Annotated in this window: 12 protein-coding genes; 10 read left to right on the forward strand and 2 right to left on the reverse strand. The window is 62.3% G+C overall.

Going from position 1 to position 15,046, the window contains the following annotated elements; all coding sequences use genetic code 11:
* Positions 1-99 precede the first annotated feature (99 nt).
* A complete protein-coding gene (locus NTD80_RS07640) occupies positions 100-2,319 on the reverse strand; it encodes a primosomal protein N' (RefSeq protein ID WP_065899909.1) in 2,220 nt (739 codons plus the stop codon).
* A 302-nt stretch (positions 2,320-2,621) separates the two neighbouring features.
* Between NTD80_RS07640 and rpmE the strand changes: the two genes are divergently transcribed.
* The 3 genes from rpmE (at position 2,622) to NTD80_RS07655 (ending at position 5,125) form a co-directional block, all read left to right on the forward strand.
* On the forward strand, positions 2,622-2,855 hold the full coding sequence (rpmE, locus tag NTD80_RS07645) for a 50S ribosomal protein L31 (RefSeq protein ID WP_005784030.1): 234 nt from the start codon (positions 2,622-2,624) through the stop codon (positions 2,853-2,855).
* Between the two features lie 14 nt (positions 2,856-2,869).
* A complete protein-coding gene (locus tag NTD80_RS07650; protein WP_262132972.1) occupies positions 2,870-3,676 on the forward strand; it encodes a thermonuclease family protein in 807 nt (268 codons plus the stop codon).
* Between the two features lie 180 nt (positions 3,677-3,856).
* Positions 3,857-5,125, forward strand: a complete 1,269-nt coding sequence (locus NTD80_RS07655) for a malic enzyme-like NAD(P)-binding protein (protein WP_065899913.1) — start codon at positions 3,857-3,859, stop codon at positions 5,123-5,125.
* Between the two features lie 147 nt (positions 5,126-5,272).
* On the opposite strand, the gene NTD80_RS07660 is transcribed toward NTD80_RS07655, so the two are convergent.
* Entirely contained in the window at positions 5,273-7,735 is a 2,463-nt protein-coding gene (locus NTD80_RS07660; RefSeq protein WP_371920715.1) for a penicillin-binding protein 1A, read from the reverse strand.
* A 221-nt stretch (positions 7,736-7,956) separates the two neighbouring features.
* Here NTD80_RS07660 and pilM point away from each other — a divergent pair, with 221 nt between their 5' ends.
* From pilM to NTD80_RS07695, 7 genes are all read left to right on the forward strand, one after another.
* The gene (gene pilM / locus NTD80_RS07665) at positions 7,957-8,610 is read left to right on the forward strand and encodes a type IV pilus biogenesis protein PilM (RefSeq protein ID WP_262132975.1); all 654 of its coding nucleotides are present in this window, start codon (positions 7,957-7,959) and stop codon (positions 8,608-8,610) included.
* Complete coding sequence (locus NTD80_RS07670; RefSeq protein ID WP_065899935.1) at positions 8,610-9,161, forward strand: PilN domain-containing protein; 552 nt, start codon at positions 8,610-8,612, stop codon at positions 9,159-9,161. Before pilM ends, NTD80_RS07670 begins: the two co-directional genes overlap by 1 nt.
* Positions 9,158-10,120, forward strand: a complete 963-nt coding sequence (locus tag NTD80_RS07675; protein WP_262132977.1) for a pilus assembly protein PilP — start codon at positions 9,158-9,160, stop codon at positions 10,118-10,120. The genes NTD80_RS07670 and NTD80_RS07675 overlap by 4 nt, the downstream gene beginning before the upstream one ends.
* Positions 10,121-10,189: 69 nt before the next feature.
* Positions 10,190-11,515 (forward strand): type IV pilus secretin PilQ, encoded by a 1,326-nt coding sequence (locus NTD80_RS07680; RefSeq protein WP_262133172.1) that lies wholly within the window; start codon positions 10,190-10,192, stop codon positions 11,513-11,515.
* Positions 11,516-11,519: 4 nt separating this feature from the next.
* Positions 11,520-12,038 (forward strand): shikimate kinase AroK, encoded by a 519-nt coding sequence (gene aroK, locus NTD80_RS07685; protein WP_065899941.1) that lies wholly within the window; start codon positions 11,520-11,522, stop codon positions 12,036-12,038.
* 125 nt (positions 12,039-12,163) lie between these two features.
* On the forward strand, positions 12,164-13,264 hold the full coding sequence (gene aroB / locus NTD80_RS07690) for a 3-dehydroquinate synthase (protein ID WP_065899943.1): 1,101 nt from the start codon (positions 12,164-12,166) through the stop codon (positions 13,262-13,264).
* 10 nt (positions 13,265-13,274) lie between these two features.
* Positions 13,275-14,834 (forward strand): SPOR domain-containing protein, encoded by a 1,560-nt coding sequence (locus tag NTD80_RS07695; RefSeq protein WP_262132978.1) that lies wholly within the window; start codon positions 13,275-13,277, stop codon positions 14,832-14,834.
* Positions 14,835-15,046 lie beyond the last annotated feature (212 nt).

Here is a 15,046-nt window from a genome sequence, read left to right on the forward strand (position 1 = left end):
GACCTGCGGGCCTCATCGCGGGCAAGCCCGCTGCCACATTTAAGGGTATTCACATTTCAAAACGTGGGAGCCGGCTTGCCTGGGATAGCGATTTTGAAATCAGTACAAATCTACCGGGTCTACGTCCAACGACCATCGCACTTGCCGGCCACTGGGCATTTGCTCCAGGGCAAGCAACCAGCTACTTAATAGCCGATGCAGCGGTGCACGGGAGGTTGCCTGCAAGAGTAGCTGAGCACGATAGCGTCCGGCGCGGCGCTCCATGGGCGCGGGCACCGGGCCGAGCAATTCGATGCCGGTCAGACCCAGCTCGACGAGCAAACGTTCGGCGGCGCTGCAGGCTTCATCCAGGAAACCTTCGGCCTGCCCGGGTTTATGCGCTTCGGCACGCAGCAGCGCCAAATGGGCAAAGGGTGGCAGTCCGGCGGAACGGCGCTCGCTCAGCGCCTGCTCGGCGAAGGCAAAGTAGCCTTGTTCTGTCAGTTGGATCAGCAGCGGATGGTCGGCCAAATGCGTCTGGATAATCACTTTGCCCGGCTCTTCGGCGCGTCCGGCGCGGCCCGCCACCTGCACGATCAACTGCGCCATGCGCTCGCTGGCGCGGAAGTCGCCGGAGAACAGGCCACCATCGGCATCCAGGATCGACACCAGGGTCACCCGTGGAAAATGATGCCCTTTGGCAAGCATCTGCGTGCCCACCAGAATGCATGGCTGGCCTTTCTGAATGGTGGCAAACAACTGATTCATCGCGTCTTTGCGCGAGGTGCTGTCGCGGTCGACTCGCAGCACCGGGTAGTCGGGGAACAGAATGCCCAGGCGTTCCTCGGCGCGCTCGGTGCCTGCGCCCACCGGCCGCAGGTCGACCTTGCCGCACTGCGGGCAGTGGCGCGGCACGCGTTCCACATGGCCGCAGTGATGGCAGCGCAATTCGCCGTAGCGCTGGTGCACGGTCATGCGCGCATCGCAGCGCTCGCACTCCGACATCCAGCCGCAGTCATGGCACAGCAGGGTCGGCGCAAAGCCACGGCGATTGAGAAACACCAATACCTGCTGGCCGGCGGCGAGGGTCTGGCCGATGGCTTGCTGCATGGGGCCGGAGATGCCGCTGTCGAGTGGACGACTCTTGACGTCCAGGCGCAGGAAACGTGGCTGTTTGGCGCCCCCCGCGCGTTCATTCAAGCGTAGGAGTCCATACCGGCCGGTGTAAGCGTTATGCAGGCTTTCCAGGGATGGCGTGGCCGAGCCCAGCACAATCGGGATGTCTTCCTGGCGCGCGCGCACCAGCGCCAGGTCGCGGGCGTGATAACGCAGGCCTTCCTGCTGTTTATAGGAGCCGTCGTGCTCCTCGTCGATGATGATCAGCCCGGGGTTCTTCATCGGCGTGAACAGCGCCGAACGCGTGCCGATAATAATGTCGGCCTCGCCGTCGCGCGCCGCCAGCCACGACTCCAGGCGCTCCCGGTCGTTGACCGCCGAGTGCACCAGGGCAATGCGCGCATTGAAGCGCTGCTCGAAGCGCGCCAGGGTTTGCGGGCCCAGGTTGATCTCCGGGATCAACACCAGCGCCTGTTTGCCGGCCTGCAGGGTTTCACGGATCAGTTGCAGATAGACTTCGGTCTTGCCGCTGCCGGTGACACCAGCCAGCAGGAACGCGTGGAAACTGTCGAAGCCTGCGCGAATGGCTTCGTACGCGGCGCGTTGTTCGGTGTTCAGCGGTAGCTCGGGCTGGGCCAGCCAGTGTTCGTGGCGCGGGTCCGGGGCGTGCTTGCGGATTTCCACCTGCACCAGGCCCTTGGCCAACAGCAGGTCGAGGCTGTCCTTGCTCAGCATCAGCTTGCTCAACAGCTGATGCGCGACGCCGTGAGGATGTTGCGCCAGGGTGGCCAGGGCTTCACGCTGGCGCGGCGCGCGGGCGATGCGCGGGTCGTCGAGGCGCGCACCGGGCACCATCGACCAGAAGCGTTCCTGGCGCGCTTCGGCCAACTCGCCCTGGCGCAACAGCACCGGCAGTGCCCAGCTCAAGGTATCGCCGAGGCTGTGCTGGTAATACTGGGCGGTCCACAGGCACAGCTTGAACAGCTCCGGCGGCAGCGGTGGCGTGGCATCAAGGATCGCCAGGGCCGGCTTGAGCTTTTCGGCCGGCACTTCGCTGTGGTCGGCGACTTCCACCAGGATGCCGATCATCTCCCGCCGCCCGAATGGCACACGCACGCGCATGCCCGGCTGCAGCTGCGCCCGCAGCACGCCGGCCGGGGCCCGGTAGTCGAACAGGCGGCGCAGGGGCGAGGGCAGGGCTAGGCGCAAAATGGCGTCGGGCACGCGAGGGGTCTCATCTATAAAGGCAGGCAGTGGCGCAGGGGCGGGAGCCTAGCAGACCTGCGGTAGAGGTGTCCCGTCTCTGGTACAGGAGGCAGCACTTCTGTGGGCGCCGGGCGGGTTATGGTGGGCAGGCTTGCCCGGTGGTGTGCCGCAATTTTTCTGATGAAAGGGGCTTTTATGTGTGTAAACGAACGGAGGCGCCGCTTGCGTGATTAAAAAGGTCTGGTAGAATCCGCGGCCTAATTACGTGCGGTATTCGACAATAGTGTCGAGTGGCGGCACGCTAGCCCGAGGAAGTCACCATGAAAGCCGATATCCATCCAGCGTACGAAACCATCGAAGTCACCTGCAGCTGCGGCAACAAGTTCGAAACGCGTTCGAACCTGTGCAAGCCACTGGGTACTGACGTATGCAACGAGTGCCACCCGTTCTACACCGGTAAGCAGAAAACTCTGGACACCGGCGGCCGTGTACAGCGCTTCGCAGATCGCTTTGGTGCTTTCGGCAAGAAGCCTGCTGCTACTCCAGCAGAGTAAGGCTCAAAAGCCTTATGGGCTTTTGCCAGCTGTTGAAAAAGGCGTCCCTTGTGGGCGCCTTTTTTGTGCCTGTGATTTGGCTGTCGGCTGCGCAGGCCGAGGCGTTCTGCCCGGCACCGACATCCCTGGCCCGTGTGGAAGTGCAGCGCGTGGTGGATGGCGACACGGTACGCCTCAAGGATGGCCGCAGCGTGCGGCTGATCGGTATCAATGCGCCGGAGACCGGCAAGAAGGGCCGTGCGGACGAACCCTACGCCGTCGCCGCCCGTCAGCGCTTACAGGCGCTGGTCCAGGCCAGCGATGGCCGTGTCGGCCTGGTGGTGGGGCGCGAGCGTAAAGATCATTACGGGCGCACCCTGGCTCATCTCTATGGTGCCGACGGCAAGAACCTTGAAGCCCAACTGTTGGCCGAAGGGCTGGGCTTCCAGGTGGGTGTGGCGCCGAATGTTGACCTCGTCAGCTGTCAGCAGGCCGCTGAAAACACTGCCCGCAAGGCGCGGCTCGGTCTTTGGCGGCAATCGCCGGTGCAGGCCGTCACGCAACTCAAGCGTTCCGGGTTTGCCGTGGTCAGTGGCCGGGTCAGCAAGGTCGAGCGCAATCGGGGCGGCGTCTGGATTGAGCTGCAGGGTTCACTGGTATTACGCATCGCCCCGGCTCTGGTCAGCCAATTCGACAGTGCCCTGCTCAATGGTCTGCAAGGGCGCACTGTTGAGGCGCGTGGTTGGCTGCAGGATCGTTCGCGACGCGGCGGCCTGAAAAACGGCCAGGCACGTTGGCTGCTGCCACTGACCGATCCCGGGATGCTTAAATCGACGCTTTAAGAAAAATTGTAGACATTTTTTAAGTCGATTGTGAACAGTTGAGCCCTTGTATCCCGCGGCTCTTGGCCGAAAGTCTTAGTGCAGGGCCCTTGACACCTGTGACTGCCCAGTCTTGTAGGGACTTTGCGACACGCGTATCCTCGGCGGTCCGTCGACCAACAGTAAAAGCGGAATGCCGATATGTCTGATTTGAAAACTGCCGCTCTCGAATATCATGCCCATCCTCGTCCAGGAAAGCTGAGTGTAGAGCTCACCAAAGCCACTGCCACCGCCCGCGACCTGTCGCTGGCCTACAGCCCTGGCGTTGCCGAGCCCGTACGTGAAATCGCCCGCGACCCTGAACTGGCGTACAAGTACACCGGCAAAGGCAACCTGGTTGCAGTGATTTCCGATGGCACCGCGATCCTGGGCCTGGGTAACCTCGGCCCATTGGCTTCCAAGCCAGTCATGGAAGGTAAAGGCGTGCTGTTCAAGCGCTTCGCCGGCATCGACGTTTTCGACATCGAAGTCGACTCCGAAAGCCCGCAGGCCTTCATCGACACCGTCAAGCGCATTTCCATCACCTTCGGTGGCATCAACCTGGAAGACATCAAGGCACCTGAGTGCTTCGAGATCGAAAAGGCCCTGATCGAGCAGTGCGACATTCCGGTATTCCACGATGACCAGCACGGCACCGCGATCGTTACCGCAGCCGGCATGATCAACGCCCTGGAAATCGCTGGCAAAACCCTGGCTGACGCCAAGATCGTCTGCCTGGGCGCTGGCGCTGCGGCCATCTCCTGCATGAAGTTGCTGGTGAGCATGGGCGCCAAGCTGGAAAACATCTTCATGGTCGACAGCAAGGGCGTGGTCCAGTCCGAGCGTACCGACCTGAACCAGTACAAGGCGATGTTTGCCCACGCCACCGAGAAGCGCACCCTGGCTGACGCCCTCGATGGTGCCGACGTGTTCGTCGGCCTGTCCGGTCCGAACCTGCTGAGCGCCGAAGGCCTGAAGTCCATGGCGGCCAACCCGATCGTGTTCGCCTGCTCCAACCCTGATCCAGAAATCTCTCCGGAACTGGCGCACGCCACCCGCAGCGACGTGATCATGGCGACCGGCCGTTCGGACTACCCGAACCAGGTCAACAACGTACTGGGCTTCCCGTTCATCTTCCGTGGTGCCCTGGACGTTCGCGCCAAGCGCATCAACGAAGAAATGAAAGTCGCCGCCGCCAACGCCCTGCGCGAACTGGCCAAGCTGCCGGTCCCTCAGGAAGTGTGCGACGCCTACGGTGGCATCAAGCTGGAATTCGGCCGTGAGTACATCATTCCGAAACCAATGGATAAGCGCCTGATCACCCTGATCTCCGATGCCGTGGCCAAGGCCGCGATCGAGACCGGTGTGGCTACCCTGCCGTATCCGAAGCACTACCCGCTGCAAAGCGTGGATGATGTGTTCAACGGCTAAGCCGTTGTAGCGCACAACAAAAAGCCCCGGCTCGTGAGAGTCGGGGCTTTTTGTTGGCTGGCAATTAGCTCGAGCCTTGCGGTGAGCTAAAGGTGGGAGCGGGCTTGCTCGCTCCCATATTGGATCTGTGCTCAGCCACAGATCGGATTAGAACAAGTCGATCGGCGCCGCCTCATCCGCTGGCAGCGGGCTGCCCGGCGCAACGCCATTGCCCAGCTCGTTGACCGACGGCGGGGTGTCTTCGCTCTTGAACAGTTCGAAGTACGCATTCGGCGTGCTTGGCGAGGCCGCACGGCCACTGACCGGATCGATCCGCAGGCTGAGGATGCCTTCCGGCTCGGGTTGGGTATGCAGCGGCTTGTCCTTCAGGGCGGCGCCCATGTAGCTCATCCAGATCGGCAGCGCGACGGTGCCGCCGAACTCGCGACGGCCGAGGCTTTCCGGCTGGTCGTAGCCGGTCCACACGGTGGTCACGTAGTCGGCGTTGTAGCCGGAGAACCAGGCGTCCTTGGAATCGTTGGTGGTACCGGTCTTGCCTGCGATATCCGCCCGGCCCAGGGCCAGGGCGCGACGGCCAGTGCCTTTCTTGATCACGTCTTCCAGGATGCTGTTGAGGATATAGGTGGTACGGCCATCCACCACGCGCTCGGCCACGGCAGGTGCCTGCGGCTCGGTCGGGGCCGTGGCATTTGCCGCAGGCTGTGTACCTGGGGTCGGCTCGATGGTGATACCGCCGTTGCCCGGGGCCGCCACGCCATCGGTGGCCGCCACGCCGTTGACCACGTCACCCGGCACGCGTGGCGGGTTGGCGGTGAACAGGGTGTCGCCATTGCGGCTTTCGATCTTGTCGATCAGGTACGGCGTGATCTTGTAGCCGCCGTTGGCAAAGGTGCTCCAGCCGGTGGCGATCTCCATCGGCGTGAGGGTCGCGGTGCCCAGGGCCAGCGACAGGTTCGGCGGCAGGTCCGACTTGTTGAAGCCAAAGCGGGTGATGTAGTCGATGGTCTTGCCCACGCCCATCGCTTGCAGCAGTCGGATCGACACCAGGTTGCGCGACTTGTACAGCGCCTCGCGGATGCGGATCGGGCCGAGGAAGGTGTTGGTGTCGTTTTTCGGGCGCCAGACCTTGTCCAGGTACTCGTCGACAAACACGATCGGTGCATCGTTGACCAGGCTGGCGGCGGTATAACCGTTATCCAGTGCGGCGCTGTAGATGAACGGCTTGAAGCTCGACCCTGGTTGGCGCTTGGCCTGGGTGGCGCGGTTGTAGTTGCTCTGCTCGAAGGCGAAGCCACCGACCAGCGCGCGGATCGCACCGTTCTGTGGGTCCAGCGATACCAGCGCGCCCTGGGCCAGCGGCACTTGGCTGAATTTGAGGCTGTCGTCCTTCTGGCGCTGCACGCGGATCAGGTCACCGACTTGCGCGACGTCCGACGGCTGCTTGGGCATCGGGCCCATGCTGTTGGTGTTCAGGAACGGGCGTGCCCATTTCATGCTGTCCCACGCCACATGTGCTTCGCCGGTGCGGGTCAGGACCTGCAAGCCATCTTTCTTCACCTGGGTGACGATGGCGGGCTCCAGGCCACTGATCGGGCGTTGCTTGCCCAGCTCGGTGGTCCAGGCGCTCAGGGTCTTGCCCGGCAGGCGCGATTCCGGGCCACGGTAGCCGTGGCGCTGGTCGTAGGTGACCAGGCCGGAATGCACCGACGTGTTGGCGATTTCCTGCAGGTCGCTCGGCACGGTGGTGGTCACGCGGAAACCTTCGGTGTAGGCCTCGCTGCCGTAGCGGCCGACCATCTCGGCGCGCGCCATTTCAGCGATATACGGCGCGTTCACTTCTGGCGTCGGTACGTGATAACTGGCGTTCAGCGGCTCGGCCACGGCGCTTTCGTAAGCGGCCTGGTCGATCTTGCCCAGCTTGTACATGCGCCCCAGGATCCAGTCGCGACGCTCCTTGCTGCGCGCCGGGTTGGCCAGCGGGTTGAAGCGCGACGGGGCCTTGGGCAGGCCGGCGATCATCGCCATCTGCGCCAGGCTGGCGTCACGGATCGACTTGCCGTAGTACACCTGTGAAGCCGCCTCGATCCCGTAGGCACGGTTGCCCAGATAGATTTTGTTGACGTACAGCTCGAGGATTTCATCCTTGGTCAGCTGGCGTTCGATCTGCAGCGCCAGGAGGATCTCGGTGGCTTTACGCGAAAAGCTGCGCTCGCTGGTGAGGAAGAAGTTCTTCGCCACCTGCATGGTGATGGTGCTGCCGCCGGATTGAATGTGTCCGCTTTTTACCAATTGTGTGGCTGCGCGCACCAGGCTGCTGGGGTCGACGCCATAGTGGTTGGCAAAATTATCGTCTTCGGCCGACAACAAGGCGCTGATGAAATTGGGTGGAATGTCGGCAAAACGGATCGGTGTGCGGCGCATTTCGCCGAACTCCGCGATCAGTTTTTCATCGCTGCTGTAGACCCGCAAAGGAATCTGCAACTGGATACTTCTCAGGGCCTCTACGGAGGGCAAACCCGGACTAAGGTAGAGATAGGCCCCGCTGAGCACGAGCAGCAGCCCGCAGACGATCGCGACAATGGAGTACCCGAAAAACTTCAGCAGACGAATCAAGGCTTTTGGATTTCCAGAGAAAAGAATGAGTTAGGCGTCGGGGCATGCATGGCAAACGATGGATCAACCCGAGCTGCAGATAAAAAGCGGGAAAAAACGCTGGGCATTAAAGCATTTTTCGGCTTCGGACGTCATTCGCACAGGTTCAACAAATCGACCGAATGCATGGCGCCCGACGGCAATCAGGCGGTATGACAGGCAAAGCCTTAGGGAGTTTTATGCGAAAGGGATTTTTCAGGCGAAAAACCGACACCCTCCTGGGCGTCGATATCAATGACACGGCCATCAGCCTGGTCGAGTTGAGTCGTTCAACCGCCGGTTACACCATTCAAGGCTACGCCACCCAGGCGCTGCCGGCCCATGCGGTGGTGGATGGTACCTTGCTGGATCTCGAGGGGATCGGGCGTGCCCTGCAGGCTGCATTGGCACGGCTGCGAACCTCGGCGCGCGGGGCTGCCGTGGCGGTGTCCGGGCCCTCGGTGATCACGCGGGTGATCGAAATGGAAGCAGGCCTCAGCGACGACGAGATGACATGGATGATCCAGATGGAGGCGGACCAGTACATCCCCTACCCATTGGATGACGTGAGCATCGACTTTCAGGTGCAAGGGCAATTGTCCCAGGACCCGACGCGGGTGCAGGTGCTGCTGGCTGCGTGCCTGAAGGCGCAGGTGGAGGCGCGCGAGGCGGTTTTGGCGCTGGCCGGGCTGGTGCCGAAGGTGGTGGACGTCGAAGCGTTTGCATTGGCGCGCGCTTGCAGTCAGGATTTCGCCAGCTTCACGCCGGGCCATCGAGTCGATGGTGCACAATGGGCCTTGGATGCCCAAGGGATGGGAATTGCTTGCGGGTTGGCCCTGAGGAGTTTCGCTTGATGACACGAATCAATCTTTTGCCTTGGCGCCAGGCGCTGGCAGAGCGGCGACGCAAGTACTTCCTCGCGTGTTTGCTGGCGTTCGCCTGCGTGGCGCTCGCAGCCGTGTGGCTGGCGGACCAGGTGATCGACCAGGCGATTGACCGGCAAGTGACGCGCAATGACCACCTCGGCAAGGAAGTCGGCGTGCTCGATTCGCGCATCAAGACCATCGACGACCTGCAGGAGCAAAGCCAGCAACTGGCAGAGCGCATGAAGGTCGTACAGGACCTGCACGACTCCCGCTCATCCGGCGCCCAACTGCTGGACCAGTTGGCCCGCGCGGTGCCTGAAGGGGTACACCTGCATGAAGTCGTGGCGAAGGGCGACACGCTGAGCATCAGCGGCAGTGCTGAATCGAGCCAGGACATCGCCCAGTTGATGCGCCGCCTGGAGGCGTCTGAAGGCGCCCACGCCACGCGGCTGCAGCATGTGCGCACCGAAGGCATGCGCGGCAACAATGAATTCCAGCTGATGGTGCGCCAGGGAGAGTCCACCGAGGCTCAACCATGAGCCTGCCCAGGCTCGATATTTCTGCACTCACTCACAACGCTGCAAAATGGCCCCTACCTGGCAAGGCCCTGCTGGGCTGTGCGCTGGTGGGCGTGGTGCTGGTGATGGGTGAGTGGATGTACCTGGGCCCGTCGCGGGAGCGGTTGCAGCAGCTGGAGCGCGAGGACGTCGCTTTGCAGCAGCAGCTTGCGCAAAAAAGCGCCTTGTCGGCCAGCCTCGAGGCACGGGTCCATGAGCTTGCACTCAGGCAGGCGAAGTTCGACGAGCTATTGCAGGCGCTGCCCGCCGAATCGCAGATGCCCGCTTTGCTGGAAGACACCGCTCGGTTGGCGCTGGCCAATGGTTTGCTGATCGAAAGCATCGCCCCGCTGGATGAGCAGCCACGGTCTTTGCACAGCGAGCAGCCGGTGCAGATCGGCGTGACGGGCGCTTACCACGACCTGGCCACGTTCGTGAGTGCCTTGGGCGGCCTGGCACGACTCACCACGGTGCACGATGTCGCCCTGCGCCGTGATGGCAAGCTGCTGCGCCTGGACCTGCTGGCCAGGACCTATTGGCATGCGCAGCAGGGGCGTGGCATAGCCGTTCAGGCACAGCCGTTTGTCTACGATGCCTTTGGCCTGCGCGACCCGTTCCAGCCGCTTGCCGTCCAGGTCGATCATGTGCGTGGACGCGCGGCCCCTGCGCCGGACCTCACCCGGGCGCGAGGTATTCTCGAAAGCCTGGCGGTGGATCAGCTCGAAATGGTCGGCACCTTGTCTCGCGGGCTGCAGACCTATGCCTTGCTGCGTGCCGCCTCCACGGTGCATCGCCTTGCGGTCGGGGATTACCTGGGGCCGGACCACGGCCGGGTGACGGCCATCCATGAGGGGCATATAGAGCTGGTGGAATTGTTCCCCGATGAACAGGGCGCATGGCTGGAGCGTCCGCGAACCCTCGCGTTAAACGTCAACTCATAACGGAATAAACCAATGAAAAGGACTTTCTCGTCCTTCGGTGTGGCGCTATGGATAGCGTTCACGGCACCGATGGCTGCTGCTGTGCCCAATCGTGTGGATCTGATCCAGCTGCCGCCCCCCGGCAGCGCGGTATCGAACACCTATACCGGCGACAAGCTGAACCTCAACTTCCAGAACATCGAGCTGCGCACCGTGCTGCAGCAAATCGCCGATGTCGCGGGCCTCAACCTGGTGGCCAGCGACGACGTGCAGGGTTCGATCACCCTGCGCCTCAAGGATGTGCCGTGGGATCAGGCGCTCGACCTGGTGCTGCAGGCCAAGGGCCTGGATAAGCGGCTGAAGGCCGGTGTATTGCTGGTGGCGCCTGCCGAGGAGCTGGCTGCCCGCGAACTGTTGACGCTGGAGTCGCGCAAACAGATGGCCGAGCTGGCGCCCTTGCGCCGCGAGCTGCTGCAGGTCAATTACGCCAAGGCCGCGGACCTGGCCAAGCTGTTCCAGTCGGTGGCTGGCCTTGAAGGCAGCACCGATGAGCGCGGCTCGGTGGCGGTGGACGACCGCACCAATAACATCATCGCCTACCAGACCCGCGAGCGTTTGGACGAGCTGCGGCGAATCGTGGCGCAGCTGGATATCCCGGTGCGCCAGGTGATGATCGAGGCGAGGATTGTCGAGGCCAATGTCGATTACGACAAAAGCCTGGGCGTGCGTTGGGGAGGTGGACTCAGTCGCGGTGGTTGGGGGGCTGGCGGCATTCAGAAACCTTTGCCCGACGGCATGGAGCCTGTGGAAAACCCGGCCAGCGCACCGTTTGTCGATATGGGCTCGCTGGCCGGTACCTCCGGCCTGGGCATCGCCTTCATCACCGATAATTTGCTGCTGGACCTTGAGCTGACCGCCATGGAGAAAACCGGTAACGGGGAAATTGTCTCGCAACCCAAAGTGGTCACCTCTGACAAGGAAACCGCACGCATCCTCAAGGGCACCGAGATTCCCTACCAGGAATCCAGCTCCAGCGGTGCCACGTCGGTGTCGTTCAAGGAGGCTTCGCTGTCGCTGGAAGTCACCCCGCAGATCACACCGGACGGCTGGGTGATCATGGAGGTCAAGGTCACCAAGGATGAGCCCGACTACCTGAACAAGCTCAATGACGTGCCGCCGATCAAGAAAAACGAGGTCAACGCCAAGGTGCTGGTCAAGGATGGGGAGACCATCGTGATTGGCGGGGTTTTCTCCAATACCCAAAGCAAAGTGGTAGATAAAGTGCCATTTTTGGGCGATGTGCCGTATCTTGGCCGCCTTTTCCGGCGCGATGTGCTGGCGGAGAAAAAATCCGAGCTGCTGGTATTCCTGACTCCGCGTATTATGAATAACCAGGCGATTGCTGTGAGTCGTTGATTCTGTGCGAAATTTGATTCTTGTAGGACCGATGGGGGCTGGAAAAAGCACCATCGGCCGTTTGCTGGCCAAAGAGCTGCGCCTGCCATTCAAAGATTCCGACAAGGAAATTGAATTGCGCACGGGTGCCAATATCCCATGGATCTTCGATAAGGAAGGCGAACTGGGCTTTCGCGACCGCGAGCAGGCGATGATTGCCGAGCTGTGCGGCTGCGATGGCGTGGTATTGGCGACCGGCGGTGGCGCGGTGATGCGCGAGGAAAACCGCCGGGCGCTGCATGCCGGCGGTCGCGTGGTCTATCTGCATGCGTCGGTGGAACAGCAAGTGGGCCGTACCGCCCGCGATCGCAATCGCCCGTTGTTACGCACCGCCGACCCGGCCAAGACCCTGCGGGATCTGCTGACGCTGCGCGACCCGCTGTATCGGGAGATCGCCGATCTGGTGGTGGAAACCGATGAGCGGCCACCGCGGATGGTGGTGCTCGACATTCTTGAGCGCCTGCAACGGCTGCCACCCCGTTAAAGCCAGGCCCGAAATGCGCTATTCTCGGCGGCGCGCTATCACCCTTGCGGGTGTGGCGTAGAGCCATCAGGCAACGTCTGATCTGGACGTTACCGGTCGTCAATACATCTTCAACGCGGGGACACATGCAGACACTTAAGGTCGATCTAGGCGAGCGCAGCTACCCGATCCATATTGGCGAAGGTCTGCTGGACCAGCCCGAGTTGCTCGCACCGCATATTGCCGGGCGGCAAGTGGCGATCATCTCCAACGAAACGGTCGCGCCGCTGTATCTTGAGCGTCTGAGCCGCAGCCTGTCGGCGTATTCCGTGATCTCGGTGATCTTGCCCGACGGCGAAGCCCACAAGAACTGGGAAACCCTGCAACTGATCTTTGATGGCCTGCTGACCGCACGTCATGACCGTCGTACCACCGTGGTCGCCCTGGGCGGCGGTGTGATCGGTGACATGGCCGGCTTTGCGGCCGCCTGCTATCAGCGTGGCGTGGACTTTATCCAGGTGCCGACCACCTTGCTGTCCCAGGTCGATTCCTCGGTGGGTGGCAAGACCGGTATCAACCACCCGCTGGGCAAGAACATGGTTGGCGCGTTCTACCAGCCCCAAGCCGTGCTGATCGACACCGCGACCCTCAACACCTTGCCGCCGCGCGAGCTGTCGGCCGGGTTGGCGGAAGTCATCAAGTACGGGCTGATCTGTGACGAGCCGTTCCTCACCTGGCTCGAAGAGCACGTAGACGCCCTGCGCAACCTGGACCAGGCGGCACTCACCGAAGCGATTTCCCGCTCCTGCGCCGCCAAGGCGCTGGTGGTGAATGCCGACGAACGGGAGTCCGGTGTACGGGCCACCTTGAACCTGGGTCACACCTTCGGCCATGCGATCGAAACCCATATGGGCTATGGTGTGTGGTTGCATGGGGAGGCCGTTGCGGCTGGCACTGTGATGGCATTGGAGATGTCGCACCGCCTGGGCTGGATCAGTGCCCAGGAGCGTGATCGTGGTATCCGCCTGTTCCAGCGCGCCGGTTTGCCGGTCATCCCGCCTGAGGAGATGACCGAGGCGGACTTCCTCGAACATATGGCGATAGACAAGAAAGTGATCGACGGTCGACTGCGACTGGTGCTGCTGCGCCACATGGGCGAAGCAGTGGTGACCGACGATTATCCGAAAGAGATTTTACAGGCCACGCTGGGAGCGGATTACCGCGCCCTGGCCCAGCTTAAAGGTTAATAAGATCCCGATGACTAGTTTGCATGCCGACGAGGCGTTCCTCGGCCATTACCAGCTCAGCCACGACCCCTTTGCTCCACGGGTGCCTGGCTTCAAATTTTTCCCGGCCCAGCGCAAGCCGGTGCTTGGGCAGTTGCACCATCTGGCGCGCTACAGCCAACTGCTGCTGGTGGTGACCGGCCCGTTGGGCAGCGGCAAGACTCTGCTGCGCCAGGCCCTGGTGGCCAGCACCAACAAGCAGTCGGTACAGAGCGTGGTGGTCTCGGCTCGCGGCGCTGGTGATGCAGCGGGCGTATTGCGCCAAGTGGCCCAGGCGTTGGACGTGTCCACTGCCGAGCCGAATGCGATCCTCAAGCAGGTGGTGCAATTGGGCCTGACCGGCCAGGAAGTCTACCTGCTGGTGGATGACGCCGAACAACTCGACGAATCCGCCCTGGAAGCACTGCTGGCGCTGGCGGCGGGTACGCCCGAAGGTCGCCCCCATGTGTTCCTGTTCGGTGAGTCGTCGTTGATCGCCGATCTGGAGCAGATCAGTGGCGATCAGGAGCTGTTCCACGTCATCGAATTGCAGCCGTACGAAGAGGAAGAAACCCGCGAATACCTGGCTCAACGCCTTGAAGGCGCAGGGCAGGGCATCGAACTTTTCTCCGCTGCGCAGATCTCTGATATTCACGAAAGCTCCGACGGCTGGCCTGGCACCATCAACCAGGTCGCCCGCGATGCCATGATCGAAGCCATGATTGCCAGCCGCTCTGCGGTCAAGCGTCCAAAGATGGGGTTCACTATGCCTAAGAAGCACGTATTGGCGATTTCCGCCGTTGTCGTGGTCGCCGTTGCCGCTGCCTGGCTGATCCCGGGTCGCAGCAAGGCACCGACGACTGCCGGCGCGCCAACCGAACAGGCGCAGTTGCCACTGGGCAAGCCCACGCCAAATGTCGAGTTCGCCAACTCCGGCCAACCGACCAACCTGCCGATGGTCGGCCAGCCGGTGATGCGCGGCCCGCTCGCCGAAGAAGCCGGCGGCATCTCCGAAGGCGACGACGGCGTGCCGGTGGAAGGCTCCAGCGCCACGCCGCCGACGGTCACCACCACTGCACCACCTGCGGGTGTGCCAGCGGGCCAGCCGGCCGCCAAGCCGACGCCGGCACCTACCGTCGCCACGGCCAAGCCTGCGCCAGTGACCAAGCCGGTCGCCCCGGCGCCAGCCGCCAAGCCCGCTCCGGCATCGGCTGCCAAGCCTGCAGAAAAACCCGCCGCCACCGTTGCCAAGGCTGGCGCCGCCGGCAGCAGCTGGTACACCAGCCAGCCGACCGGTAACTTCGTGGTGCAGATCCTCGGCACCAGCTCCGAAGCCAACGCCCAGGCGTTCGTGAAAGAGCAGGGTGGCGAGTACCGTTATTTCAAGAAAGTGCTCAACGGCAAGCCTCTCTACGTGATCACCTACGGCAGTTTCTCCAGCCGTGCCGCTGCTGATTCTGCGATCAAAACCTTGCCAGCGAAGGTCCAGGCTGGTAAACCTTGGCCACGCACTGTTGCCAGCGTTCAACAAGAACTCGCAACAACTCGCTGAAGATCCGGCGGCCTTACCCAGGCCGCCCTCCCGGCACCTCAAAAAAACTACAACAGCGTGCAGCCCTGAAGGCCGCGCGCTTTGTGGTGTCTGCGTCACAGTAGCTTTTGAGTCGTAGCGGTCAGAATTAAAAAAGTTTTGACTAGCACAGCATATCGCTTTAAACCTTTCATAAATGCGACATAGATTTGCGACATTTCGTCGCTAAATTT

Source organism: Pseudomonas sp. 13B_2.1_Bac1 (genome assembly GCF_025466155.1).
Taxonomy (GTDB): domain Bacteria; phylum Pseudomonadota; class Gammaproteobacteria; order Pseudomonadales; family Pseudomonadaceae; genus Aquipseudomonas; species Aquipseudomonas aylmerensis.

Excerpts from the sequence above, each read along its gene's own strand:
- rpmE (WP_005784030.1), top strand. The coding sequence starts at position 2,622 with ATGAAAGCCGATATCCATCCAGCGTACGAAACCATCGAAGTCACCTGC.
- NTD80_RS07650 (WP_262132972.1), top strand. The coding sequence starts at position 2,870 with ATGGGCTTTTGCCAGCTGTTGAAAAAGGCGTCCCTTGTGGGCGCCTTT.
- NTD80_RS07655 (WP_065899913.1), top strand. The coding sequence starts at position 3,857 with ATGTCTGATTTGAAAACTGCCGCTCTCGAATATCATGCCCATCCTCGT.
- pilM (WP_262132975.1), top strand. The coding sequence starts at position 7,957 with ATGCGAAAGGGATTTTTCAGGCGAAAAACCGACACCCTCCTGGGCGTC.
- NTD80_RS07670 (WP_065899935.1), top strand. The coding sequence starts at position 8,610 with ATGACACGAATCAATCTTTTGCCTTGGCGCCAGGCGCTGGCAGAGCGG.
- NTD80_RS07675 (WP_262132977.1), top strand. The coding sequence starts at position 9,158 with ATGAGCCTGCCCAGGCTCGATATTTCTGCACTCACTCACAACGCTGCA.
- NTD80_RS07680 (WP_262133172.1), top strand. The coding sequence starts at position 10,190 with ATGGCTGCTGCTGTGCCCAATCGTGTGGATCTGATCCAGCTGCCGCCC.
- aroB (WP_065899943.1), top strand. The coding sequence starts at position 12,164 with ATGCAGACACTTAAGGTCGATCTAGGCGAGCGCAGCTACCCGATCCAT.
- NTD80_RS07695 (WP_262132978.1), top strand. The coding sequence starts at position 13,275 with ATGACTAGTTTGCATGCCGACGAGGCGTTCCTCGGCCATTACCAGCTC.